Raw genomic sequence first — 24,681 nt, forward strand, 5'->3', positions numbered from 1 at the left:
GAGAAGCGTTAAACATGGGGGGTCAGAATGCCTTGTAGGCGCTGAGCCACAGCTGATCGTTATCTGGCGCAACGCTTGCAGCTTCACCGGTGCGGTGTGCCCAGGTCAGGTTCACGCTGTAATCAGCGCTGCGCGCAAGCGCTACATACGCCCCGTAGCCCGACATATTCAGATTATTGTCTTTGGTGGCGCTCATAGGGTTGCGGTTGTACTGGCCAATACCCTGGTCGAAGAATGCAGCAACGGTAACGGTATGCCCCTGGCCCGCCCACTGCGGCAGCGCGGGTGTCCAGTAAGAGCGAATCTCGGTGGTAAAGACGGCGCCGTTATCCACCGCGCCATCGTCCAGCCCGTAAGCGCGTACGCCATTAGGTCCGCCCATCAGCATCTTCTGGGAGCTGTCGAGGTTTTTGCTGGCCAACTGGCCACTAACCTGGTTGTAGAAGGAGAAATGGTCGCTCAGCCCCTGGTCATGATTAAGCTGGTAGTTCATACGGCTGAACGCGCCGCTGGTTTTTAACGTAGCATCGTCATATTGCTGGGCCAGACCGTCGCGAAGCGTCAGATTACCGGCCGTCCCGCTCAGGCTAAAACCGGTCACGCCCTGCGGCGTAGAGGCAACAGCCCCTTTAATCCCGGCCGTACCTGCATTAACCACACGGCGCTGGTTTGTGGAGAGAAGCGAATCTTTCAGGTTCTGGTTGAATACGTCGACGCGGAGATCAACACGCGCTTTTGCGGTACGGATAACGGGATGAGTCACAAATGCATCCCAGGTTTCGGAATACCCATGGGCATCCAGCGGCGAAAAACGCCCTTTCAGCTCATAGTTAAGGTGGCTGTAGTTCAGGCCGGCACGGGTGCCGTAATGGTTTACCGGAGCGTTATATTCCAGCGAGCCGGTAAAGATATCGGCAGTACTGGACAGCATGAGGTCGGTTTTCAGCTGGTCGCCATAACCCGTCAGGTTATTAATGTAGGCCCCGCCCAGAGCACGGTTATGCCCTGCGGACTCATTGCCCATATTATCGGCACCAATGTAGCCACCGTAGGGCTTACCCGGGGTGAGCTCGGCCTTGATTTGCGTACTCCCCGGCCTGCCACCCGGCTGTAGAGATAAGCCAGCCAGTACGCCCGGCAGTTCGTTGAGCAACAGCGCCGTACGCTCAATGCGAGCCAGCTCGGCTACCGAATCTGCACAGTCGTTCTTGCAGGTGTTGGCTTCAATCATGCCGACTGCAAAGTCTGAATTCAGGCGGGATGTGTTAGCCACGACCGGAGTATCCAGGGTGCCCTCGATCACACGAATGACCATGTTGCCCTGGCCTAAGTTCTGCGGAGGGAGGACGGCACGAGCCACCAGGTAGCCGCGCTCACGATAATATCTGGTGACCTGAGCAGCCATAAGCTGAAGTTCAGAGAAAGACAGTGGTTTTCCCAAAGACGGGGCCAGTAACGCCTTAAGAGCATCATCGTCTTCAGCTTTATGCAAACGGCCAGACTGAACATCAACCGTGCGCAGCACTACGCGTTTGCCGTTATCAGACGATAAACCAGCCGCACTACCCGGCTGAGCGGGAGCCTGAAAATGAACGGCAGACGGACTCACCGTGCGAACAGGCGCAGCCTGGCGAGCTTCATTCCCGAGGGAACCCGCGTTGGGTGGCACAAAGAGGCTAGCCGACGCCTGGGGGGCAAGCGACAGGAACAGCGCCGCAGGGATATAAAGTGCAAGGGGTTTCTTAGCGAAGATAACCCGGCGGGCCGGAACAGCTTCCTTTGACATGATGTACTCCTTTTATTGAAGATATGTATACGCGTGCAACCTGGAAGGGATAAAAAAAAAGCCCGGAAAAGCAGGGTCTTTACCGGGCGAAACAATGTAGAAATACAGAACAAATACAGACAATAAGTAATATCCCACAAGGTTGCTTTCTGCTTACACAGGATAAGCTTCATATGAATGCATGGACATCAGCCGGAGATTAAGTTAGCCTCTTCAGCCAGGAATAATCCTATATTGCTATTTCTTTTCGCCTCGACCAGGATACGCAGGCTCTGAGCCCGTCGCTTTCAGCGAAAATTTAAAAACAGGTATCACGTTTAAGATTTCTTTCTCTCAGAACATGACACCACCATTTATCAGAGGCATAGCTACCATTATTTATCCTGGGAAAATCGAGTGATGACGCAGAAAAAAAAGTACAACATTTTGCTGGTTGACGATCATGCATTTATTCGAATGAGCGTTGCCGGCATGCTGGCCGGTGAGGACATTGTTAATAGCGTCACCGAAGCCGAAAGCAGCCAGCAGGCGGAAAAATTGATCGGTGAAATGGCCTTCGACCTGGTTATTCTTGATTTGTCTATGCCCGAGCGGGACGGTTTTACGGTGATAAAAAAAGTAAAAACGTCCGCTCTCAACCGCAGCGCCAAAATTCTTATTTTTTCCAGCTTCTATGAAACCAACTACATTAACCGGGCCGTTCAATTTGGCGCCCACGGCTACGTGTGTAAAAAGGAAGATATCAGCCAGCTGATCCTGGCAATTAAGGCCGTATTGTCCGGATATAGCTGCTTTCGTTTTGATGATATGGCACATATGAGAAGTGATGACATCGACCCGGTACGGCTCACTCCTCAGGAATTTGATATTGCACGGCATATCTCTAACGGCCTGACGAATAAGGAAATTGGCCGACGGCTTAACCTAAGCGAAAAAACCATCAGCTCCCACAAGCTAAATATCATCCGAAAAGCCGGCACCCGTAATAAAGTCGAGTTTCTTGACTTTCTGAAAACAATTAATAATGAAATTTTGTAATGCCTTTAAAAAAATCACCCTGGTAATAGTCATACTGTTTTCTGGTTCTGTATTAGCCGCCCGGGATACGCTCCTCGTCGGCTATATGGAGGGAATGAAACCCCTTATTTATCAGGAGTATGACGGGCGAATCAAAGGGTTATCTGCTGATTATTTCAATCAATTTTCAAAATCCCATCCCGGCATTAATTTTTCATACCAGGCATTTAGTGATGAAAAAAATCTCTGTACCGCCTTCAGAAAGGGCGAGGTCAAAATAGCGCTGGGATTCACCCAATATTCATCTTGTAAACTTAGCACTCATCCGCAGACGCTCTGGCGCTCATCGCTGTACGAGGTAAGAAACCGAAAAAAAGAAAATACCTCCTACTCCACCGTTTATTACTCTGATAAAGAAATTGACAACGCCACCCTTGCTGACCAATACCCTCATGCAAAATTAATCCCTACAGACAATGAGCAAACGATAGTTGAGGCACTGCTGACCAAAAGCAACGCCGTCTATATTTCCAGCCTGCTACAGGCGGACAGGTTGCTGGGTGAATACCCCTCACTGTTAACAGCCAATCTTATGGAAAATATGGAAAAAGTCAGATATAGCATGAGAGTTTCCTGGCAAGTTCCTCAGACCGTCGCTACAGATCTGGCTGAATTCATCCGTATCCAGGGTGAGCATGTACCTAACAATTTTGAAACAAAATGGTTTAATTATGCCAATTTCTATAGCCAGAAGCCGCTGTCATTATCCTATGAACAGCAACAGTGGATAAAGGCTCATCCGGTGATTAAAGTTGCCGTTCCCCGCTACGCCTATCCCTTAGGTTATATTGATGATAGTGACAATTTTCAGGGCGTTTCCGCTGAGATTTTGAAGTCAGTATCGAATAAAACAGGGATTACTTTTATACCGGTTCCGGTCATTACCGTTGGCGACATGATGGATGATATTAAAAACCATCGCGTTGATATGGGTGCCCACAGAGCTATCGGCGATAAAAACGATAAAGCCATATTCTCCGACCCGATTTTAATTACCCGATTTGTCGCAATGGTCAGGAAAAATGCCACTATCACCAGCGAAATACTCTCATTAAACAATAAACGCCTTGCCCTACCCAGAGGCCAGACTCTTAGAGACTATTTCCTAAAAAAAATACCCGGCGTTCGCCTCATCACCATTAATGGCACAATGATAAATGGCCTGAATTTAGTTGTGAATAACACGGCAGATGCCGTTATCGCGCCCGAAATTATTGCCCGTTATTGGGTTGACACCTATTACTTAGGAAAGATTAAGCTAGTGCCGCTTGCTATTCCGGCAATTAATATTGCTTTCCCTGTGCGCGAGGATTTTGGGATACTGAAGTCCATACTTAACGACACCATGAGCGACATACCCTACAGTAGTTTACGCACGGTTGACCCCCACTGGACCGATAACATTACTCCTCCCACGACCATTATCCCCAAAATTTCATTATTTGTAGGGCTGGCAGTCTCCTTTATTCTGACCTGCATGGTTATTATTAGCCTGATTATCTACCGCGTTAAACTCAGTAAGCAGCAGCGGAAAAACCTCGAGCAATATAACAACACCTTAACAACAATCCTCGACTCAACGCCTTTCCCTGTCTACATTTCCGATTGCTCCGGAAAATTACTATTTCGAAATAAAGCGCTACAATATCTGGTGATGAAAGTAGATAACCACCGGGCAAGCTCTGAAAATTTATTTAACCTGTTTAATGACAAAACCGGTGCAATCAGCGATCTCCATGCCCTGGCCCTGGAAAAAAACAGTGATGTGATGTCAGAAAATCGCTTTGTTCTGGGTGATCGAAACGTATTTTTAAAGTTCTGGGCACTGCCCGTCAGTTTTCAGGATAATGCCGAAACGCATATTCTCGGTGGATGGATTGACCTTACAGAGAAGAAAATACTTGAAGACAGTCTGAAGCAGGAGAAGCAGATTGCTATCAACAATGCCGAAGAAAAAACGTTATTCCTGGCTAAAATTAGTCATGAAATCAGAACCCCCCTGTCCATTATCATTGGCTTAATGGAGATTATCAGCAGTAAAGCCCGAACCCTGCCGAGAGCCAATCTGGAGCATCAGGCTCAGATTGCCTTTCGTAATACATCTTCATTACTCGGCCTGCTTGACCAACTCATTACTTTTGCAAAAGAAGGTAGCGAACATAGCGACCGTGACGATGAAAAAACATCGGTAAATATCCAGCAATTGCTTGACGATACGCTGGCGCTATTCGCCATCAGGGCAGCTGAAAAAGGCCTGGAATTTAATCAGCATTTTGAATCTTCTTCCGGTACGCAATTTTTGTGCGATCGACTTAAAATTCAACAATTGCTCAGCAATTTATTGTCCAATGCCCTGAAATTTACCCATTATGGCTCAGTATCAGTTTCTACCCGTATTCAGCCAGTAAGCGACACATATTCAACCATAGATATTGAGGTAAAAGATACCGGCCCCGGTATCAGGGAGGAGCATGTCGAGCGCATATTTGAGGTATTTGAGCAAGAAGATACTCTGACAGACCCTCGCTATGGCGGGTTTGGGCTGGGACTGGCCATCTGCAGACAGATTAGTCTGGCTCTGGGGGGAACGATAACCTTAAGCAGCAAGTATGGTCAGGGAACTTGCGTAACAATGACGATCCCTCTTCAGCATACCCTTCAGAAAGAGACTGATATCCTCGTCATTCCGCAGGAGGCTGACTTTACGCTACTGCACGTCGCGATTTTAGAAGACAATCGTGCCAGCCGATTTTTACTCAAAACCCAGCTCGAAACGCTGGGCGTTGTCGTTTCAGAGGTGGATTCTATTGACGCGCTGGACACCCTTAACCAAACCGATATCCCCGATGCCATTATTAGCGACTTTGAGATGAAGACCTTCACCGGGATTGACGTTCTTCGGCATCTACGAAGTAAATTTGTCTTCCCTCCATTGTGTTATATCCATACCGCGAACGCAGGTCATAAAGATGCCGGGTTGTATCTGGATGCCGGTGCTACCGGCGTCATCATCAAGCCCGTTTCTGTCCAGCACCTGACAATGATCCTGTCAGATATTGTCACCAAACAGCCCGCCCAGCGCTTCATGAGGCAGATTGAAAGGTTGGCCTCGGGCAGGCACGGTACGATAAAAGCCATGCTGCATGAGTTACGTGAATCAATCTATGAGGATGTCGCCATGCTCGAGATTAAGGACAATATGGATGAAGAAAGGACGCGGCACCATATTCATAGCTTAAAAGGGGCCATGAGCATGATCAAGAGGCTGGATATCGTCTCCTGTTGTGATGATTATCTCGCGGCTGTCCGCTCTCACACTGCAAACACACCACAAGCCTGGTTAGCCCTCAAGTCTCAGTTGGATCAGTTGACTGGAATAATTGATGAGTGCACAGAATGTTTGTAGCCCCTCGAAACACACTCCAGTCGCGATTAGTAGGGTGGCCTTAAACAACTGCGACTAAAAATTACAGACTCATTTTAACGCTTCTTATTACTACAACCAGGATAATTCTGATAAGGCAGTCCCCATACCGGGAACTGCCGATAGCATTATCGCGCCTGCCCGCTCAGACTGAGCTCATTCAGTTCACCGGGAATTCTGTCGCCTTTATTCAGTGGCTAAGTCGGGTTACCTGATTATTATCACGGACGACAATGAGTAAGAAATGCGTACCCATATAGAATTTGCTCTCTCTTATTTCACTAAAGTCCCTTTTCTTTCGCTTTATATTGCCTCATTTTCAGCAACACTCCTTGGCCTGAGCTTCCCCGGTTATACAGCGGCACCGCCTGAGGATGTACACCACAGGATTAGCATCTCTTTGCAGCAGGCGCTGGAGAACGAAAAAATCAATTCACAGGCCGCTCTCGCAACCTCCTTTCGTGCCATGGGCAGTAATCTGCAAACCCAGTCCGCGAAGCAAAGTACCCTTTCATTCGCCCAGAGTACCGCCCAACAGCACGTCAGCAACGCCGTGGGATCCTTTTTAAGCCAGTTCGGCACGGCGAACTTACGGCTGAATGCCGGAGCGGGACTGCAAGCGGAAGGGAGTGAGTTCGATTTTTTACTACCGCTTTATGATACAAACGACTCGCTATCATTCAGCCAAATCGGCACCCGTCGGCTAGATAGCCGAACCATGGTCAACGCGGGAATGGGACAGCGGTACTGGTTTTCCAACAAAATGGTAGGTTTTAATCTTTTTTTCGACCGCGACCTTAGCCACCAACATAGCCGCCTTGGGATCGGCTTTGAATTTTCTCGTGATAATCTCCGTTTCCTGGGGAATGCATATCTTCCCCTGAGCAACTGGAAAACATCGCCAGCAATGGAGGATTATCTCGAAAGACCCGCCCGAGGCTTTGACCTTCGCAGTGAGGCCTGGCTGCCAGCCTTCCCTGCTCTGGGTGGGAAAATTGTCTACACTCGCTATTATGGTCAGGAGGTTGGTCTCTCCGGGCACGCTAATCGCTTTAAAAGCCCTGAAGTTATTGATGCCAGCATACTCTTTAACCCTATTCCATTAGTCACCTTTGAAGCTGGACAACGGACGCTGCCGGGCAAGGGGCGCAGTGAAACCCTGTTTGGCCTCACACTTAGTTATTCACCGGGAACACCGCTGAAACAGCAGTTGAGAACAGATGCCGTCAGGCAGCGCCACCTGCTTTCAGGCAGCCGATATAACCTTATCGAGCGCAACAATTATATTGTGCTGGAATATCAGAAATCCTCCCCGCTGACGCTAGCCCTTCCCTCCCACCTTGTACGTTCCGGGGACATAGTAGACAGATGTTCGGGGACATAGTGAACACCTTTTAACATCTTTTACCCATGATGATCGACCGGTTCTTCAGGTCGATCATTCCCACTTTCGTGCTGTACCACCACACCTCATAACAACCGTCCTCACCGCTTTCCTTCAGCCCCACTCGCTCTCCCCTGAACGCTTTGCCCGCTTTCAGGCTGATACCTCTGATGCTCAGGCTTCCACTGATATCCACTTTTCTTACCGCCACGCCGTCATCGTACTCCGGCCCGGGAGCATCGCTTCTGTACTGTCTGGCCGAAGGCTGATAGCGCGAACCCGGGACCGCCATATTCAGTCCCTCATGCGGGCGTTCAAAGTTATAGACCTCCCGCCAGTGGTCAAATACCCGCTGGAGCTGGTCGCTGTCCGTGAACCATTTCCCCTGCAGAACCTCCGCCTTCAGACTGCGGTGAAAACGCTCGAGCTTGCCCTGCGTCTGGGGATGATAAGGCCGCGAGTGCCCCACCCGGATACCCTGACGCATCAGCCACAGCTCCAGCGCGGTCCAGGTCCCGGTGGTGTCTCCCCAGGGCGCCCCGTTATCCATGGTCATCCTCTCCGGCAGGCCATAGCGCTCAAACACCTTTGTCAGATGTGACTGCACGGTCTCACGCCGCTCGTTGTCGCAGTGCGTCAGGCAGAGTGAAAACCGGGAGTGGTCGTCCAGCAGCGTGAGGGGATGGCTGCGCCCACCGGCGAAGGGAAAGTGTCCCTTAAAATCCATCTGCCAGAGGGCGTTCGGCCTGCCGTGTTCGAAGCGACCGGCAGAGGGGATACCCGGCGGTACACCGGGTAGCAGGCCGTGACGGTGCATCAGGTTGTGCACGGTACTGACGGCAGGAAGGTGGTGCCCCTGCGCTTCCAGCCAGGCCTTAATCTTGCGGGCTCCCCAGCGGGGATGGGCCAGGTGTGCCTGCTGTAACAGGTCAGCCACCTGAGCGGCGGTGGCGTTGGGAGAATGATGGGGAGCCCGTGAGCGGTCAGCGAGGCCGGGAAGTCCGGCCTCGAGAAAGCGGCAAAGCCACTTATATCCGGTGGCGGGCGCGATGCCGAAGTGGCGACAGAGCGCCCGGATGTTAGCCCCGTCCTGCGAGGCAAAGTGAACAAACTCGTGACGTAATGACATGGTATCTCTCGCATCCCAGGGCATAAGCGACTCCGGAAGAGGGTTCTTATGCCGTAGTTGTAAGTGTCTACCATGTCCCCGAACAAGTGTTCACCATGTCTCCGGTATGTACACACCTGGAGGGAGTGGAAGAAACCGCAATATCTCTAAATGTTATGCTCCAGTCGAAACATCCCCTGGCAGGAATTGAATGGCACGCTCTGGAATTTTTCGAATCCGGAGGAGCAATAACCGGCACCGCACAGGGATATCAGGCGCTATTACCAGAATGGAAAGAGAACTCGACGAATCAATATATTATTAAAGCCATTGCTCATGATATTAAAGGCAATGTTTCACAACCCGTTTCTTTAACCCTGACCGTAACGCCTGAACTAGTCAGGGTTTCACTGGCGGGGAATATCAGCGGTGAAGAAGGCCAAACGCTGCCACTGGGACTAAACGCCAGAACAGCCAGCCAGGTCGCACGAGTCGAATGGGATGCCCGCGAGTTCAAGGCTGCCGGGGGGAAAATCCAACAACAAAAGAGCCGCTCTCCGGGTGCTGTCAGCCTGAATTATTACGCCGTATTGCCGGCTTTCCGTCCGGGTGAACGTAATACCTTCCCACTCAATGTAACCGTGTGGGACAGTGAGGGACATTATTCAGAAAAACAAAGTATTACTATCACTGTTGCCCCCGTATCGGTTCGAACTGAGCTTCCGGCCATCATCAGTGCGTCCGAGGGGAGTCGCGTCGTCATTCCTTTAAAGATAACGGCAAACTATGGCCTGGAGCATCTGGACTGGCAGGCTACTGAGTTTTATAGCGCCGGAGGCAGCATAGAAGAACATGCGGGAGAATATATCGCCGTAATGCCTGCCTGGCAGCCGTCCGGAAATGACTACCCCCTGACCGTGACCGCCATTGATAAACGTGGAATTTCCTCTCAGCCCACGACGACGATGCTTCAGGTTTCCTCTTCGGCTATTTCACTGGCCTTCGATGGCAATATTGAAGCAGAAGAGCAGCAACAACTTGTGCTTACCCCGCGGATCATTTCGTCCACTGATGTTGACCGCATAGACTGGCAGGCAGATTCTTTTTTCACCGCGGGGGGAAAAATCGAGGTGGGTGAACAGGGTAACTATTTATTATCTTTACCTGCCTGGCAGGCAGGCCAGCCCAATAAATATGAGATTTCCGCACGAGCGGTTGACGTCCAGGGGCGTTTGTCAGCTATTGCTCGCTTCAGCGTGAATATCATTGCCCGGACGCTAACGGTCACCTTACCTGCAGATATGGCTGCCGGTGAAGGAGAGCAACTCCCTTTTGAAATGGTGACCTCTTCCAACATGGAGGTTGATAGTGTGGACATCCATGCCGATGAGTTTATTGCGGCAGGAGGGAAAATCAGCGGCACCGGCCTCCTCCGTCAGTTAACGCTTCCTCCCGTTCAGCATACAGCGGCTGATACCTATTTACTCAACGTTGTGGTTCGGGATAAAAACGGGCGCGCATCTCCACCTGCCAGCGTCCACCTGACCGTACAGCCTCGCCCAATGGCCCTGTCTTTTAGCGGAAATACTGGGGGGCCTGAAAGCACCCTGCTCCTCCTTGCCACACATGCAAAAGGGCCTTTTGCAGTGCAAAGAATTGAATGGGAAGCAGCAGCGTTTTTGTCGGCTGGCGGCCAAATCACGCCGACTGATGAAGGGTTCAGCCTGAAATTGCCACCATTTAGCATCACCGGTTCGAATGCCTATGATCCTGTTGCAACAGCAATCGATATTTATGGCCGTCATTCTGAGGGCGTTCCTCTGCACATTACCGTTACCAGCGCTCTGTTAAATAAAGTGGGCCAGTGTGACGTTGTTGGCGGCGGTGCGGGATATACAGGGCTTATTGACAAAGCGGCGGTAGATTATCGGGAGGCAACGGATTTCCCAACGTTGCAGGCGCTGGTGGCCCGGGGTGAGAAGTATATTTATATCCCGGGGAACGTCACCATTGACGTCCCTAACCAGGGTTCCGCATTGAATATTCGCAGTGGCACGACTATTTTCAGCGACAGAGGCTTAAATGGAAGCCAGGGTGGGCGGCTGCGTGTGGCCTACAACGGTGAGACGGACAATAAATACGCCGTTATCATTGCCGACAGCGACACAAGAATGTCAGGTTTACGCTACGAAGGCCCCTATAAAGGAACCACTACGCGGAACACAACTATTGGTATTCAAAGCAGGCCGGGGAGTAAAAACATCGAAATAGACAACACCGAGCTATGGGGCTGGCCCTGGGCCGCGGTGAGCGCCAAACAGTCAAAAAGTGTACGTGTGCATCATAGCTTCATACACGACAACATTCGCACAGAGAGAGGATATGGCGTAGTCACCCAGAATGGGGATACTTCGGCTGAAGTAGCCTGCAATATTTTTGATGCTAACCGCCACGCCATTGCCGGGGAAGGCAAAGCAGGTGAAAGCTATAATGCTCACCATAATCTGGTGCTGAACGGCGGTGGCAGGGGCGCATACCATCAGTTTGACATGCACGCCAGCGCAGGAGGGATTGCAGGAGAATTTATCGGCATCCGTGAAAACTGGTTTGATTATGGCCGGTATGGCACCAGCAACCGTTCCTCCGTACTGGTTCGAGGCCAGGCCACCAGCGGACCGATTATTGTGGAAAATAACTGGTTTAGTCAGCCCTGGCTGAACGGCACCAATAAGCAGGTCAGCGGATTGTATGGCCAGTGGGTAGCATCGGAAGAAGACATCCTAAGCCACAACAGCTTCAGCACAGCCTTGCTGTATCACCAGTTTGCGCCGGAGCACTGTGTGATGAACTGGCTCAATTTCAGCCAAAATATCAACTGTTCAATTCCAGGCCTTAAATAAGGCCTGGAAATTAAGATAATACCGACATCATGCAAAGCAAACCAGCATTGTCTGCATAAATGACAGGCATTATTATGCTACGCTAAATCCTCAAATTTAATAATGAAACGTTCCCATTACTGGGGATAACACAAACCTGGTGATACAGTGGTTTATTTAATAAGTGATGATAACTATTTTAGTCTGGGCGTTATTAGTTACTTTGAGGCAATAAATATTTCCGTAGCCCAACTTAACCTACAATTGCCTCAGAACGTTCATTTCAACTCCAATGATAGTATTCTTCTGTCTGTATCGGAACATAGTAGAATAATGGAATTATTGAACATTATCAGCCTCCACCCTTGTCAAATTATTTTTTGCATCGACGCACCTCATGAATTTGATACCGTTAACTTACAGTCGCTGATTGTGTGTCAAAAAAACCTATCCTTTCGCAAACTAAACTCAATGTGCCGTAAACGAAGCCGTAAAACAGCGGTCATGTTAACGCCTGTACAGAAATGTATTCTGGCCAGTTTACTTTCAGCCCCTCTGGTCGGCACAGAAAATGCCGACCACGCGTATTCCAGACGTACTGTTAGTTCAATGAAGCATAGAGTTTTCAAACAATTAGGACTGAGAAGCTTCACCTCGCAGACTATTGCATTATTACGCTTCGTCATCGCTCAAGCAGCATAAAACATATTCACTACTGATAGGTTTGACGGAACAGTATCAGAGCATATTAATAAAGGAAAATGTTATGAAGAAAATCATCCTCTCCGCGATCGCCCTGTTATCTTTTCAGGCTAGCGCACAATTATCAGAAACATGTGCATTAAAGGACAGAGATATTCAAATTCAAATTGACTATGCCAGGCTAAATCACAATCAGAATCAGATAGCTGGCCTTGAGGCAGCAAGAAATAACCTACGCCTAAACTGCACAGAAAAATCAATTGCTGAAGAAGGCAAAATTAAAATTGCAGAAAAAAGAAGAAAAGTAGTAGAGCGTGAAGAAAAACTTGCTGAAGCCAAACGAGATGGAAGAATAAATAAAATCGCCAGGGCCGAATCCCGGTTATCCGAGGCCCGTGAGGAGTTAAGCGATACTCAGGATAAATTTCAGTCGACTCAGTAGATTGAACTTGATAAAGAGATAGAACTTCAATTGCGGCTACTACAGCGTTTTCCGGGCCATCTTAGTGAAGCGGTTGTTCACCAGGATGGCAAGGTGGGAGAAGAAGCCTGGCAGTATTAGCCAGCCAGTTCAACAGGTACTTCTGGGTAGCGATAAATTCGCCACGATTAGAGATTATTTAATTTTTTTAGTCAGGTTAAAGATGATAATAATTATCCTTTTGATTTCCTGATATCGAGATAGGAGAGCAAATCGGTATTCACATTTTCTCTGGCATCGGTATTTAGCGCGACAAGATAAAAATCTTCGCTCTCACTCTCCGGATAAACCTGGTACTGAAAGCTGTGCTTGTCATAGCCAACATCGCAGATGATATCCCATTCTCCGTCGGGCTCCTCGCGGCTGTCGCAGTTGCCAGGCCCAAAGGTGTATGTCAGATTCGATTCCAGCTTCTCTTCTGCATCAGCGACATAGGGCGGTTTAAAATGAAGATTGAAAGCAAAGATCGATACACCCAGAATCCAAAATACGGCAATAAACCACAATGATTTTCTTTTATTCATTATCACATCCCCAGGAATATCCCGGAGCCTGAATCATAATTGTTTTCAGGTATTATCCACGCGACCAAAACCATGTAAAGAATAAGGGTAGATGAAAAGTCTGAAATATTAAATGCCGCGCTTGCCGGTCTGGATGCCGGGGAAAAAGTCACCCTCCCTTCCCTACAGGAAGGAAGCGAATGGGATGCCTGGGAAGCAGACCGCCGGGCGATTAGCGGCCGCCTGAGTTCAACTCATCCCGCCCCACGTTACGCTCGCTAGCGCCTTTCACTATTTTATCCCGCCAAAAGCCGCTTACATGCGGCATTTTCTCTGTAACAATGAGGTTTTACGGTAAAAAGATAACCTTACAAATTAAATGCAAATGATAATGAGTATCATTCGGTAAATTTATTTGTTAACATCCCGCCCGCTATAAACCGATCGGTATCAATAACAGCGGCCAGTGAAGGCCACCTCCGGGCAAAGATATGCATAAAAAATTGATCCTTAGCTCTTTGATAGCGTTAGCCAGCCTGGGCCTCAGCGCCTGCAGCCAAACCACTCCCCCACAGCCGAAAGCATCGGCACTCAAAGCCGCCGTTGTCGAAGGACAGATCCTCGACTTGCACAGCGGCAAAACGCTGACCGAAAGTCAGCTATTAACGCAGCTTGCGGCCGCACCGCGGCTTATCGTCGGCGAGAAACACGATAACGCCGAACATCATGAAATTGAGCTTTGGCTTATCCAGAACCTGGTTCGCCAGCGCCCTCAGGGCAGCGTGCTGCTTGAAATGCTCACCGCAGGCCAGCAGCCGCGGGTTGCCCAGGTTAAAAACTGGCTGAAAGAAGATCCGGTCGTACGCGATGGGCGTATTCAGGAACTACTAAGCTGGCAAAAAGGCTGGCCGTGGGAGATGTATGGCGGCGTCGTTACCGAAGCTTTACGCGCGCCTTACCCGCTGCTTAATGCCAACATCGACCGCAGCCGGGTTATGGAGCTATATAAAAAGCCCGAATTCCCCGAAGGCAAAAAATCTACCGCTCCCGCCGTTCAGGACGCACTGCGCACAACCATTATCGCCATGCATGATGGCAATATTGAGGGTCAGCAGCTTAAATCGATGCTCTCTATTCAGCAGCAGCGCGACCGATATATGGCCCAGCAGTTGCTGAACGCCCCCGCTCCGGCATTGTTGATTGCCGGCGGTTATCACGCATCGAAAAGCATCGGCGTACCGTTGCATATGGAAGATCTCGCTCCATCATCCCGCCCGGTTGTGCTAATGCTCGCGGAAAAAGGCATGAAGATTACCGCTGACCAGGCTGATTACGTGTGGTTTGTGAAGCCAGCTGCTGCAAAACGGTAAAAGCGGATGACGGATATTCTCTACGCGCCGCGGACGGGAAGATGGAGCGGCGGATTTGTTTTCTCTCTGCTGCTCCATAGTCTGCTTTTTCTTGCACTTTTCTGGCAGGTTGCCGACGTACAGCCCTCTCTGCCTCCTGCTCCGGCGGTCATGCTGCAATGGTCGGACAATATCGAAGCGCCCGCGACTCCGGTTAAGCAGCCAGTGGGAATTGCCCAGCAGGAATCTGCTGCCGCCGAGGAAAAGCAGCAGGCCGAAGACAAGCAGCAGCAGGCCATTCCTGAAGACAAGGATGCGGTGATTGAAGTCACGCGGCAGAAAAAAGCTGCCGAGGGTGAAAAGAAGAAGCCGCGCCCGCAACACAAAGTTAAAGATCAAACCAGCGACAGCAGCCAGGCCGCCGTTTCCAGCGATGCCGCGCCCCAGGCTGCGGTTGTTTCATCCCGTATTGCCGCCCCTTTCAACAGTGACTCGCCAAAGCGAGACAACCTTGAAGACTCATGGGAAAGCCGGGTGAAAGGCCACCTTAACCGGTATAAACGCTACCCGGCCGATGCCCGCAGGCGAGCCCGTATCGGCACTGCCGTTGTAACGTTTACCGTTAATGCAGACGGCACGGTCATCGGCAATTCTCTGGCCGCCTCCTCGGGAACAATCTCGCTGGATCGCGAGGCGGTTACGGTGCTCGAACGGGCCCAGCCACTGCCCAAACCGCCGTCGGAAATATTACAAGGCGGGGTTTATAAAGTGAAAATGCCGATTACTTTTGACCTTACGGATCTAAGGCGAAGCTAGCGCCTTAGCCCCTGTTCCACCGAACTTACTTTTATGCTGAATCTCCCGGCAGGCTGCCCCTCAGCCAAAACTAAAGGATGCATCATGGAAAACCTATGGAAAGCTACGCCGCTGTTTATCGCCTGCTCGCTCTACGCCAGCTGCCTGACCGCCGCCGTTGAGCCGCCCGTTGCGCAAAAAATCCCTCACCAGCTTACCGGGCACGGTGATGTCCGTATCGATAACTATTTCTGGCTCAGGGATGACAGCCGCAGCAACGCCAAAGTTCTGCGCCATCTGGAAGCGGAAAACCGCTATGCCAGCGAGGTGCTGCGCCCTTCTTCAGAGCTAAAAGACAAGCTCTACCAGGAGATGGTGGCCCGGATGAGCCCGGAAAACCGCTCCGTGCCCTGGCAGCAAAACGGCTATCGCTATCAGGATATTCACCCGGCGGGGAAAAACTACGCCGTTAGCCAACGCCAGCCGGTGAGCGGTGGCCAGGTCTGGCAAACGCTGGTAGACGGCAACCAGCGAGCCGAAGGCCAGGCCTATTATCAACTGGCGGGCCAGGTAGTCAGCCAGGATAACCGGATGATGGCGATTGCCGAAGACACCAGCGGGCGACGCCAGTATCGCCTGGCGCTACGTGATTTGCAGAGCGGAAAATGGCTGCCCGACGTTATCGAAAACACCTCGGGGAATATGGTCTGGTCGAACGACGGCAGCGCTCTGTTTTACGTTCGTAATAACCCGCAAACGCTGGTGCCTTACCAGGTTTACCGGCATAAACCCGGCACACCAACCGCCGAAGACCAGTTGGTCTATCAGGAGCAGGACGGCGGCTATTATATCGGGCTCTCCCGTTCCTCCTCCGACCGCTACTTGATCATCACGCTTAGCGCCAGCACCTCATCTGAAGCTCGGCTGCTTGACGCGGATAACCCGGAAGCCGCGCCGGTATTGTTTAGCGCCCGCAGGCCTGGTGTCGAATATTACCTCGACCACTTTGACGGTAAATTCTACCTGCGAGCTAATCAGGAAAGCGCAAACTTCGGCCTCTACCAGACCGCGACCATCGGCGACTCATGGCGCGTGGTTGTTGCCCCGCAGCAGGATAAAATGGTTGAAGGTTTTAGCCTGTTTAAAGACTGGCTGGTGCTTGCCGAACGCCGCGACGGACTGAGCCAAATCCGTAAAATTAAATGGGCCAACAGCAGCGAAGAAACGCTGAAGTTTGACGATGCAAGCTATATGGCATGGCTCGGCTATAACCCCGACCCTCAGTCCGGCAAGCTGCGCTACGGCTATTCCTCCATGACAACGCCAACCAGCACTTATGAGTGGGATTTGGCAAGCGGCGAGCGGACTCTGCTCAAACGCCAGCAGGTCAATAACACCGAACCGCAGGATTACCACAGCGAACGTATCTGGGTCACCGCGCGCGACGGCGTAAAAGTGCCGGTCTCGCTGGTTTGCAACAAGCATAAATTCAAACCGGCCCACAGCCCGCTGCTGGTCTACGGCTACGGCGCATACGGCATGAGCATGGACCCGGCGTTTAGCGCTAACCGCCTCAGCCTGTTGGATCGGGGCTTTGTGTTTGCTCTGGTACATGTGCGCGGCGGCGGTGAGCTGGGCCAGGCGTGGTATCAGCAGGGGAAACTGGAGCATAAGCAGAACAGCTTCAACGACTTTATTGATGCCACCCACGCTCTGGTCGAACGAGGGTACGGGCAGCCGGGCAGGCTCTACGCCATGGGCGGCAGCGCGGGCGGCCTGCTGGTCGGCAACGTTATCAACCAGCAGCCGGAGCTGTTTAATGCCGTGGTCGCTCAGGTACCGTTTGTCGATGTTGTGACCACCATGCTTGACGACTCACTCCCGCTGACGTTGGGCGAATATGATGAGTGGGGAAATCCGCACCATAAAGCAGATTATCTGCGGCTCAAATCCTGGAGCCCTTATGACAACGTGAAACCGGCCGATTATCCAAATCTTTTGGTGACCAGCGGGTTAAACGACTCGCAGGTGCAATATTGGGAGCCCGCGAAATGGGTAGCGAAGCTACGTGAGAACCAACGGGGCGACGGAAAAATCTTGCTGCTGACCGATATGCAGGCCGGGCATGGCGGTAAATCGGGGCGCATTAAACGCCTGGAAAATACCGCCGTGGAATACAGTTTTATTCTGGAAGCAGATAAACAACGGTAATTTGGCGCCCTCCTCTTAACCGGGGAGGGAAAGCCCGACACCGCATAATTATAAAAATAACAATTATTCTTTATTACAATACTTTCAAGGACATTTATGAACGTTAATAAGTTAGCGGCCGCTATCGGCTCGGGCATGCTATTGCTCAGCAGCGGCACTTACGCACAATCGGGAAATGAATCATCCGGCAGTGATAAAAAAGGCTCGGCGGAATTTAGCCCGCTCAACGTTTCCGCCGGGAATATTACGCCCGAGCAGCAGGCGCTTGAGAAAACCGGAGCAACCAGCTCCCGTTCCACCGACAAAAACCTGCAATCGCTCGACGCCACCCTGCGCAGCATGCCCGGCACCTACACGCAAATCGACCCGGGTCAGGGAGCGGTAAGCGTGAATATTCGTGGTATGAGCGGTTTTGGCCGCGTGAATACCATGGTGGACGGCATTACCCAGAGTTTTTACGGCAGCTCAACCTCAGGCACCACGCAGCATGGCTCTACCAATAACCAGGCCGGGGTGCTTATTGACCCTAATTTTTTGGTGGCCGTTGACGTTACGCGCGGCGACAGCAGCGGTTCAGCGGGTATTAACGCCCTGGCCGGTAGCGCAAATATGCGCACGATCGGCGTGGACGATGTGGTGTTTGACGGCAATGCTTACGGCCTGCGCTCGCGCTTCTCGGTCGGCAGCAACGGCGTCGGGCGCAGCGGAATGATTGCGGTAGCCGGGAAAACAGAGGCATTTACCGATACCGGCAGCTTCGGGGCAATGGCCGCCGTCAGCGGCAGTTCTGTTTATTCTAATTTCTCAAACGGTTCGGGCATTAGTAGCGAGGAGTTTGGTTATGATAAATATATGAAGCAGAATCCAAAATCCCAGCTGTATAAGATGGATATCAAGCCAAACGAATTTAATAGCTTCGAACTTTCTGCGAGAACCTATGAAAACAGATTCACGCGCCGCGACATTACCAGCGATGATTATTATCTTAAATATCATTACACGCCGTTCTCAGAGTTAATTGATTTCAACCTAACGGCCAGTACCAGCCGGGGCAACCAAAAATACCGCGACGATTCTCTGTATACCTTCTACAACACGTCAGCGCAAAACCGCTCCAACGCGCTGGACATCAACAACACCAGCCGCTTCACCTTAGCGGATAACGACCTGGAATTTACCCTCGGCAGCAAACTAATGCGCACCCGCTACGACCGTATTATTCACTCGGCGGCGGGCAACGAGAAAAAAAATCAGGAATCAATTGAAAACAACCCGTTTGCCCCTTCCGGCGAGCAAGACATTTCGGCGCTGTATACCGGACTGAAGGTGACGCGCGGCATCTGGGAGGCGGACTTAAATCTCAATTACACCCGCAACAGAATCACCGGCCACAAACCAGCGTGTGATACCCGCGTTATTTGCGTCCCGCAGGGCAGCTACGATATTGACGAAGAAGAAAGCGGCTTTAACCCATCGGCCCAGCTTTCGGCCCAGGTAACCCCCTGGCTTCAGCCTTTTGTGAGCTACAGCAAGTCGATGCGTGCCCCAAATATTCAGGAGATGTTCTTCTCCAACTCCGGCGGCGCATCCATGAACCCGTTCTTAAAACCTGAACGCGCTGAAACCTGGCAAACCGGTTTTAATATTGATACCAAAGATCTGCTGGTCGATAGCGACGCCCTGCGCTTCAAGGCATTGGTGTACCGCAGCAAGATCCAAAACTATATCTACAGCGAGTCGTACCAGGTCTGTTCCGGCGGACGTAAATGCAGCATGAGGGAGCTGCTGGGCAACAACTGGCAGGATATGAGCGAAGAATATAGCGACAACATGTACATTTACGTTAACTCGGCCAGCGGCGTTACCGCGAAGGGCTTCGAGCTGGAAATGGACTACGACGCGGGCTTTGCTTTTGGCCGCCTGTCGTTCAGCCAGCAGCGCACCGACCAGCCCACTTCTATCGCCAGCACCTATTTTGGCGCAGGTGACATCACCGAGCTGCCGAGAAAATATATGACGCTGGATACCGGCGTGCGCTTCTTTGATAAAGCGTTAACCCTGGGCACCATCGTGAAATACACCGGGAAGGCGCGCCGCCTGTCGCCGGACTTTGAAACCGACGAGAACACCGGCGACATTATCAAGCAAGACTTGCCGCAGATCCCGACGATTATCGATCTCTACGGCACGTATGAATTTAACCGCAACCTGACGCTGAAGCTCAGCGTGCAAAACCTGATGAACCGAGACTATTCGGAAGCGCTGAATAAGCTCAATATGATGCCGGGCCTGGGGGATGAAACCCACGCGGCCAATAGCGCACGCGGCAGAACCTGGATATTTGCCGGGGAAGTTCGCTTCTGATGAAAAAGCCGCCCGGTTTAACACCGGGCGGCGCACATTTAGCGGTAATTCATGTTTCTGAGATCGTCGAGCAAAGTCGGCCCCACCGGCTGCCAGCCGGTACGCTGGCGGGTCAGCTCGCTGGAGGCCGACATATCGTGCCCGGCGAACGTGTTAAGCCAGCCGAAATGCGCCTCCGCTTCTTGTTGCGTAATACTTTGAGCGGGAATGCCCAACCCCTGGCCGATAACCTCCGCTACTTCCCTGGTCGTGATGCCCTCTTCCGCAACGGCATGGTAGCGCGCACCCGGCACTTTTAGCCCCAGCGCTAAAACATAAAGGCGAGCGGCATCTTCCAGCGGCACCGCAGACCAGCGGTTTTTCCCTTCTCCAATCCACGCGGCAACGCCCTTCTCCCGCGCCAGTTCGATAAGCGGGCTAATCAGGCCCTGCTTAACGGTGTTATGCACCTGCGGCAGGCGGACAAACGAGACATTCCCCCCCTTTTCAAGCTGTGCAACCCCGGCCATTTCCGTCGCTTTACGCGGGTTCGGCGTTTGAATGTTATATCCGTCTTCCGTTGCTGGTTTTCCTGGTTCACTGGCTCCCATCGCAACAAAAGAAGTGATGATTAAAGGCCGGTCCGATCCGGCCAGCGCATCCCCGAGAGCCGCAATAACCTTGCCATCCGCCTCGCAATTTGCGGCAAATGTCGAAAAATCATGGTTGAAAGCGGTATGGATAACGCCGTCAGCCGCCTGCGCTCCACGCTGAAGACCCGGCAGGTCATCCAGATTGCCAAAGTGTGCTTCAGCCCCCAGGGATTTCAGCAGCTCGGCCCCGCGTTCGGAACGCGTTAAACCCAGAACCTGGTAGCCAGAAGCTATTAGCTGCTGAACGATAACTGTGCCAAGAAAGCCGGTCGCACCGGTAACAAAAATACGCATATCTGTTATCCCAACGAGTAACTAAGGACTGAGTTGCCGTCCAACGGGATTTACTGTAAACAGGGTGATAAATACGAACAATGTTCAAAAGTCGCTACTTTTGGTCTTATCGTCCGGAGTTAATATGGATCCGCTCTCCGATCTGCTCTCGTTACTGAAACCGCAGAACTATGCCTCCGGCGGTGTCGCGCTGCTTGAGAATATGGCTATCCGGTGGCCGGAACATGCAGGCATCAAATGTTACGCCGTGGTGTCCGGCAACTGCTGGCTTACGGTCTCGGGTATCAGTCAGCCCATACGCCTGGAGGCCGGAGACTGTTACCTGCTGCCGCCAGGCCCCTCTTTCAGCCTGACGACGGACCTGAACGCAAGTCCGGTAGATTTCTATACTCTGCGCCAGCAGGGGAAATTGGGGCCGGACGTCCTGCCCGGCGAGCAGGAAAGCTGCTTTCTTGTTGGCGGCCATTTTGTCCTAAGCGGGGAAGCGGCAGACCTGCTGCTGAGTTCGCTGCCGCCGGTAGTCTGCATCCAGCAGCCGGAAGGTAAAGCGGCGATGCGCTGGTCGCTGGAACGCATTGCCGACGAGGTGCGTCACCCTCAGCCCGGTAGCGCGCTTATTACCCGGCAACTGGCATACATGATGCTGATCCAGGCTTTACGGCTGCACCTTGCAAACCGGCCCTCCGTGGGCTGGCTGTATGCCCTGGCCGATAAGCAACTTAATACCGCGCTGAGCTGCATGCATAAAGATCCGGCGTTTAGCTGGACGCTGGAATTACTTGCCGAACGCGCAGGCATGTCCCGCTCGGCCTTTGCCGCACGCTTTAAAGAAGTTACCGGAACATCCGCCATCGATTACCTTACGCGCTGGCGCATGATGCTGGCCTGCAACCTGCTGAAACAAACGGGCCAGTCGTTAGCGCAAATTTCAGCCGAGCTGGGTTATGAATCGGAAAGTGCTTTTGGTAAAGCGTTTAAGCGGGTAATTGGCTGCTCGCCGCGGCAATATGCCCACGGGGCGAGCAATGAAGACTCCGACAAACATTATCAGTTAGCCTGAAAAACCAGCGTATTGGTCAGCGTGTAACTCGCGCTTGTCGCCTGGGGAGCAAACACTATTTTCTTCGGCGTACTAACGCTGATTGAGGCCGGCGTCGCGGCGCTACGCGCCGGCAGCAAGTTTAATTCAGGCAGGGTAAAACCCGTCTTAAGATTAGTCACGGTTAAATAATATGAGATCTGCGAAGTATCATATATATAGCTGGTGTTTGGCATGCCCTTCATCACTAAAGAAGGGTTGCCGCTCAAATATAATGCAACATTCATCGTCGCCGCATTATCAACGGTAAAACTTTTATCCGTTATAATTTCTAAATTAGTATCTGTTTGCCCATCAAAATAAGGTGTGCCGGAATAAAACCCAGCCTGATTATACTGAACCGGTAGCGCATTACTTCCGCCAGCGACGTTTGGCTCTACCGAGGCTGGAGCCTGGCCGCTGGTAAATAACACGCCCGCATCAATTGGTCGCGTAGTATTCCCCCAGCCAAGCCCAAATGCATTTTCATCCCATGAAAAGATATAACACACTTCATTATTTACTGAGGCAGACTGCCAGACCAGGGAGTACACTCCGCCACCGGATGCATCATTAATAAAAAGTGCGATATTCTGACCAACTCCGCTGCAATTAGTGACCGACACGCTTTTCATATATCAGTGCCTCATCATTAAAATATAAAAAACAGTAACAGGCAAGCCAGACTGCGTGTCAGGCAAACCGGCCTGCCAAATTACATTAAGATATTGAGATTAAAAATAAATAGCGGTAGCAACTGAATTAAATAGGAACAAACTTCAGAGTTTCATCGAGTTTAAAATTCAGCGAGCTGATGCCGTCTGCAAAGGCAAATTGGGTTGGGCTACTGACAAATGTCCCGGATACCGCAACGCCCTGTTTTGAGTCGGTAGTACAGATCCAATAAGTAGGATGGGTATCAAACAGGAAATTACCGTTTGGTTTCCCCTGCATAGCAAATGCAGGCAGCGAATTCATATACACTGCCAGGCTCATAGCAAGAGATTGTGTCACGGTAAAAGTGGAGTCCGTTTTGACTAACATACTCCCTCTTGGTACAGCATCATCATGGAAAGCCGGGGGTTTTGTCTGGAACTGACCGCTGCTATAGGTCACCCCCATTTCGTTATTACCGCCCGTTGTTATCGGGTCCATTTGCTGAAGCGGCCCGCCCGAACTCCAGAGTACGCCCGGGGCCAGAGGCTGAGCCGTGGTCCCCCAGTTTAGCGCCCAGTCAATTGTCCAGTTGTAGGTATTGGTATTACCGTTGTTGACCGTTTGCAGCAGCCAGACCAGCGGCAGCCCGACGATGCTCGGGTAAGTCTGATAAATAGCAACATTTGCCGGCGCACCGCTGGCATTTAACACAGAAATAGAATAGGAAGACATAATGTTATTTCCTCTTAGATATATATGCTGTGTGAGTCTTTATCCCGCCTCGGTACATTGCAATGTGATGCGAGACAAATTCATTATCAGCGATATTTTTAAATTAGCAATGACGGTAATTAAATATATCCTAAGCGAGGCGATAAATATATTTTCAATCATTAAGCGGCGCTACACATAATGCAAAACCAGTAAACTATAAAAAGATAATTATTTTCCTGAACGAATTGCAGTTTTCCATTCGTTCATTACGCTTAAATGCACAGGTCGCTAATGGCCTGCAATTTTATTGAGGTGATAACATGTCAGAAGAAATTGAAGTCGTTAATTCTTTTCAGGTTGATCCTTCGGTGAATAACGAAACGGTTCAGGTTTCAGGAACTATTACGCCGCTTTTGGGTATTATCAGGCTCGCAGCCTCCCCGGCTTTTCGCGTGACGACCCTTATTGCATTAGGTAGCAATGTCGAGCTTAGCGTCAAAGAAACATCGGTAACTAATGAATTTAAATGGACATATACTGGCCCGCTCTCCATTGCCGCACTAAAAACTTATTTTGCTCCAGGAAAAGACGTGAACGCAAAGTCATGAAATAGAATTAATATATTGTGCAATAAAAAGGCATAGAGCTATTTATCTTATTAACCAGGATAAATATAAAATCTCTATGCCTGTTTGCATTAAATTATGATTCGCGGTCGCGCTTGCCCGGCATCATGCGCAGTAAAGTATTATCTTTCCAGACGTAATGGTGGAACAGCGCACCAAAGGCGTGAATGCCGATGATAAAATAACCGGTATTGGCGATAAGCTCATGCCAGGATTTCAGATCGAATTCCCTGTCTTCATCCGGAACGGAGGCAACCGGCATATGAATACCAAAAGCCACCCATTCGACACCCCTGAAATAGACCGTCAGGAAGCCCAGCAGCGGTAGCGCAATGAACATCAGGTAAATCACCGTGTGTACCAGATGAGAGATGCCGATAATGGCCGGATGCGGCTTTGGCACGATTGCCGGAGCGCGAAACTTAATGCGCACCAGAAGGCGGGCTACCATTAACACCAGTACCGAGATCCCGCAGGTAAAATGGATAGAGTTGATTAGCGGCCGGTAACTGCGCGGCGCGAATCCGCGCAATTCCATCGCGCAATAAGCGCCCACCACCAGGAGAAACACCAGCCAGTGGAGCGAAATCTGTAGTGAGGTGTATTTGTTGCGCATA

18 protein-coding genes are annotated in these 24,681 nt (G+C 51.0%); 11 read left to right on the plus strand and 7 right to left on the minus strand.

Features of this window, described 5'->3' with window-relative positions:
* Positions 1–22: 22 nt before the first annotated feature.
* Positions 23–1,786, minus strand: coding sequence for a ShlB/FhaC/HecB family hemolysin secretion/activation protein (locus tag ACG1VR_RS12285; RefSeq protein ID WP_395488904.1), 1,764 nt, complete (start codon positions 1,784–1,786; stop codon positions 23–25).
* Between the two features lie 399 nt (positions 1,787–2,185).
* On the opposite strand from ACG1VR_RS12285, the gene ACG1VR_RS12290 reads away from it, so the two are divergent.
* The 3 genes from ACG1VR_RS12290 to ACG1VR_RS12300 all read left to right on the plus strand — a co-directional run bounded on the left by ACG1VR_RS12290 (position 2,186) and on the right by ACG1VR_RS12300 (position 7,671).
* Complete coding sequence (locus tag ACG1VR_RS12290) at positions 2,186–2,824, plus strand: response regulator (protein WP_395488905.1); 639 nt, start codon at positions 2,186–2,188, stop codon at positions 2,822–2,824.
* Positions 2,811–6,269 carry an ATP-binding protein gene (locus ACG1VR_RS12295; protein WP_395488906.1) on the plus strand — a complete coding sequence of 1,153 codons (3,459 nt, stop codon included), beginning with the start codon at positions 2,811–2,813 and terminating at the stop codon, positions 6,267–6,269. Before ACG1VR_RS12290 ends, ACG1VR_RS12295 begins: the two co-directional genes overlap by 14 nt.
* 262 nt (positions 6,270–6,531) lie before the next feature.
* Complete coding sequence (locus tag ACG1VR_RS12300) at positions 6,532–7,671, plus strand: inverse autotransporter beta domain-containing protein (protein WP_395488907.1); 1,140 nt, start codon at positions 6,532–6,534, stop codon at positions 7,669–7,671.
* Positions 7,672–7,681: 10 nt separating this feature from the next.
* Here ACG1VR_RS12300 and ACG1VR_RS12305 read toward each other — a convergent pair whose 3' ends face one another.
* Positions 7,682–8,824 (minus strand): IS481 family transposase, encoded by a 1,143-nt coding sequence (locus ACG1VR_RS12305; RefSeq protein ID WP_395488908.1) that lies wholly within the window; start codon positions 8,822–8,824, stop codon positions 7,682–7,684.
* Between the two features lie 101 nt (positions 8,825–8,925).
* On the opposite strand from ACG1VR_RS12305, the gene ACG1VR_RS12310 reads away from it, so the two are divergent.
* Positions 8,926–11,679 (plus strand): hypothetical protein, encoded by a 2,754-nt coding sequence (locus tag ACG1VR_RS12310; RefSeq protein WP_395488909.1) that lies wholly within the window; start codon positions 8,926–8,928, stop codon positions 11,677–11,679.
* A gap of 745 nt (positions 11,680–12,424) precedes the next feature.
* Positions 12,425–12,802 (plus strand): DUF1090 domain-containing protein, encoded by a 378-nt coding sequence (locus ACG1VR_RS12315; RefSeq protein ID WP_395488910.1) that lies wholly within the window; start codon positions 12,425–12,427, stop codon positions 12,800–12,802.
* Positions 12,803–13,014: 212 nt separating this feature from the next.
* Here ACG1VR_RS12315 and ACG1VR_RS12320 read toward each other — a convergent pair whose 3' ends face one another.
* Positions 13,015–13,365 (minus strand): hypothetical protein, encoded by a 351-nt coding sequence (locus ACG1VR_RS12320; protein ID WP_395488911.1) that lies wholly within the window; start codon positions 13,363–13,365, stop codon positions 13,015–13,017.
* 470 nt (positions 13,366–13,835) lie between these two features.
* Between ACG1VR_RS12320 and ACG1VR_RS12325 the strand changes: the two genes are divergently transcribed.
* The 4 genes from ACG1VR_RS12325 to ACG1VR_RS12340 all read left to right on the plus strand — a co-directional run bounded on the left by ACG1VR_RS12325 (position 13,836) and on the right by ACG1VR_RS12340 (position 20,063).
* Positions 13,836–14,714: a ChaN family lipoprotein gene (locus ACG1VR_RS12325; RefSeq protein WP_016536330.1), complete on the plus strand. Its 879-nt coding sequence runs from the start codon at positions 13,836–13,838 to the stop codon at positions 14,712–14,714.
* A 6-nt stretch (positions 14,715–14,720) separates the two neighbouring features.
* Positions 14,721–15,509 carry a cell envelope integrity protein TolA gene (locus tag ACG1VR_RS12330; protein ID WP_395488912.1) on the plus strand — a complete coding sequence of 263 codons (789 nt, stop codon included), beginning with the start codon at positions 14,721–14,723 and terminating at the stop codon, positions 15,507–15,509.
* Positions 15,510–15,593: 84 nt separating this feature from the next.
* On the plus strand, positions 15,594–17,699 hold the full coding sequence (locus tag ACG1VR_RS12335; protein ID WP_395488913.1) for a S9 family peptidase: 2,106 nt from the start codon (positions 15,594–15,596) through the stop codon (positions 17,697–17,699).
* Positions 17,700–17,795: 96 nt separating this feature from the next.
* Positions 17,796–20,063, plus strand: a complete 2,268-nt coding sequence (locus ACG1VR_RS12340; protein WP_395488914.1) for a TonB-dependent receptor domain-containing protein — start codon at positions 17,796–17,798, stop codon at positions 20,061–20,063.
* Positions 20,064–20,101: 38 nt separating this feature from the next.
* Here ACG1VR_RS12340 and ACG1VR_RS12345 read toward each other — a convergent pair whose 3' ends face one another.
* Positions 20,102–20,989: an SDR family oxidoreductase gene (locus ACG1VR_RS12345; protein WP_395488915.1), complete on the minus strand. Its 888-nt coding sequence runs from the start codon at positions 20,987–20,989 to the stop codon at positions 20,102–20,104.
* Between the two features lie 124 nt (positions 20,990–21,113).
* On the opposite strand from ACG1VR_RS12345, the gene ACG1VR_RS12350 reads away from it, so the two are divergent.
* Positions 21,114–22,049 carry an AraC family transcriptional regulator gene (locus tag ACG1VR_RS12350; RefSeq protein ID WP_395488917.1) on the plus strand — a complete coding sequence of 312 codons (936 nt, stop codon included), beginning with the start codon at positions 21,114–21,116 and terminating at the stop codon, positions 22,047–22,049.
* On the opposite strand, the gene ACG1VR_RS12355 is transcribed toward ACG1VR_RS12350, so the two are convergent.
* Together ACG1VR_RS12355 and ACG1VR_RS12360 are read right to left on the minus strand one after the other, a co-directional pair.
* Positions 22,037–22,702 (minus strand): hypothetical protein, encoded by a 666-nt coding sequence (locus tag ACG1VR_RS12355; protein WP_395488918.1) that lies wholly within the window; start codon positions 22,700–22,702, stop codon positions 22,037–22,039. The genes ACG1VR_RS12350 and ACG1VR_RS12355 overlap by 13 nt on opposite strands.
* Before the next feature lie 127 nt (positions 22,703–22,829).
* Positions 22,830–23,456 (minus strand): hypothetical protein, encoded by a 627-nt coding sequence (locus tag ACG1VR_RS12360; RefSeq protein WP_172570052.1) that lies wholly within the window; start codon positions 23,454–23,456, stop codon positions 22,830–22,832.
* A 302-nt stretch (positions 23,457–23,758) separates the two neighbouring features.
* Here ACG1VR_RS12360 and ACG1VR_RS12365 point away from each other — a divergent pair, with 302 nt between their 5' ends.
* Complete coding sequence (locus tag ACG1VR_RS12365; RefSeq protein WP_395488919.1) at positions 23,759–24,046, plus strand: hypothetical protein; 288 nt, start codon at positions 23,759–23,761, stop codon at positions 24,044–24,046.
* A 94-nt stretch (positions 24,047–24,140) separates the two neighbouring features.
* On the opposite strand, the gene cybB is transcribed toward ACG1VR_RS12365, so the two are convergent.
* Positions 24,141–24,680 carry a cytochrome b561 gene (cybB, locus tag ACG1VR_RS12370; RefSeq protein WP_016536320.1) on the minus strand — a complete coding sequence of 180 codons (540 nt, stop codon included), beginning with the start codon at positions 24,678–24,680 and terminating at the stop codon, positions 24,141–24,143.
* Between the last annotated feature and the right edge of the window lies 1 nt (position 24,681).

It is taken from the genome of Cedecea davisae (assembly GCF_044095835.1).
GTDB lineage: Bacteria > Pseudomonadota > Gammaproteobacteria > Enterobacterales > Enterobacteriaceae > Cedecea > Cedecea davisae.

What these genes read in the sequence shown, in the direction of transcription:
- ACG1VR_RS12300 (WP_395488907.1), top strand. Translation starts at nt 6,532, where the DNA reads ATGCGTACCCATATAGAATTTGCTCTCTCTTATTTCACTAAAGTCCCT.
- ACG1VR_RS12285 (WP_395488904.1), bottom strand. Translation starts at nt 1,786, where the DNA reads ATGTCAAAGGAAGCTGTTCCGGCCCGCCGGGTTATCTTCGCTAAGAAA.
- ACG1VR_RS12350 (WP_395488917.1), top strand. Translation starts at nt 21,114, where the DNA reads ATGGATCCGCTCTCCGATCTGCTCTCGTTACTGAAACCGCAGAACTAT.
- ACG1VR_RS12340 (WP_395488914.1), top strand. Translation starts at nt 17,796, where the DNA reads ATGAACGTTAATAAGTTAGCGGCCGCTATCGGCTCGGGCATGCTATTG.
- ACG1VR_RS12335 (WP_395488913.1), top strand. Translation starts at nt 15,594, where the DNA reads ATGGAAAACCTATGGAAAGCTACGCCGCTGTTTATCGCCTGCTCGCTC.
- ACG1VR_RS12330 (WP_395488912.1), top strand. Translation starts at nt 14,721, where the DNA reads ATGACGGATATTCTCTACGCGCCGCGGACGGGAAGATGGAGCGGCGGA.
- ACG1VR_RS12325 (WP_016536330.1), top strand. Translation starts at nt 13,836, where the DNA reads ATGCATAAAAAATTGATCCTTAGCTCTTTGATAGCGTTAGCCAGCCTG.
- cybB (WP_016536320.1), bottom strand. Translation starts at nt 24,680, where the DNA reads ATGCGCAACAAATACACCTCACTACAGATTTCGCTCCACTGGCTGGTG.
- ACG1VR_RS12305 (WP_395488908.1), bottom strand. Translation starts at nt 8,824, where the DNA reads ATGCCCTGGGATGCGAGAGATACCATGTCATTACGTCACGAGTTTGTT.
- ACG1VR_RS12290 (WP_395488905.1), top strand. Translation starts at nt 2,186, where the DNA reads ATGACGCAGAAAAAAAAGTACAACATTTTGCTGGTTGACGATCATGCA.
- ACG1VR_RS12295 (WP_395488906.1), top strand. Translation starts at nt 2,811, where the DNA reads ATGAAATTTTGTAATGCCTTTAAAAAAATCACCCTGGTAATAGTCATA.
- ACG1VR_RS12355 (WP_395488918.1), bottom strand. Translation starts at nt 22,702, where the DNA reads ATGAAAAGCGTGTCGGTCACTAATTGCAGCGGAGTTGGTCAGAATATC.
- ACG1VR_RS12315 (WP_395488910.1), top strand. Translation starts at nt 12,425, where the DNA reads ATGAAGAAAATCATCCTCTCCGCGATCGCCCTGTTATCTTTTCAGGCT.
- ACG1VR_RS12320 (WP_395488911.1), bottom strand. Translation starts at nt 13,365, where the DNA reads ATGAATAAAAGAAAATCATTGTGGTTTATTGCCGTATTTTGGATTCTG.
- ACG1VR_RS12365 (WP_395488919.1), top strand. Translation starts at nt 23,759, where the DNA reads ATGTCAGAAGAAATTGAAGTCGTTAATTCTTTTCAGGTTGATCCTTCG.
- ACG1VR_RS12360 (WP_172570052.1), bottom strand. Translation starts at nt 23,456, where the DNA reads ATGTCTTCCTATTCTATTTCTGTGTTAAATGCCAGCGGTGCGCCGGCA.
- ACG1VR_RS12345 (WP_395488915.1), bottom strand. Translation starts at nt 20,989, where the DNA reads ATGCGTATTTTTGTTACCGGTGCGACCGGCTTTCTTGGCACAGTTATC.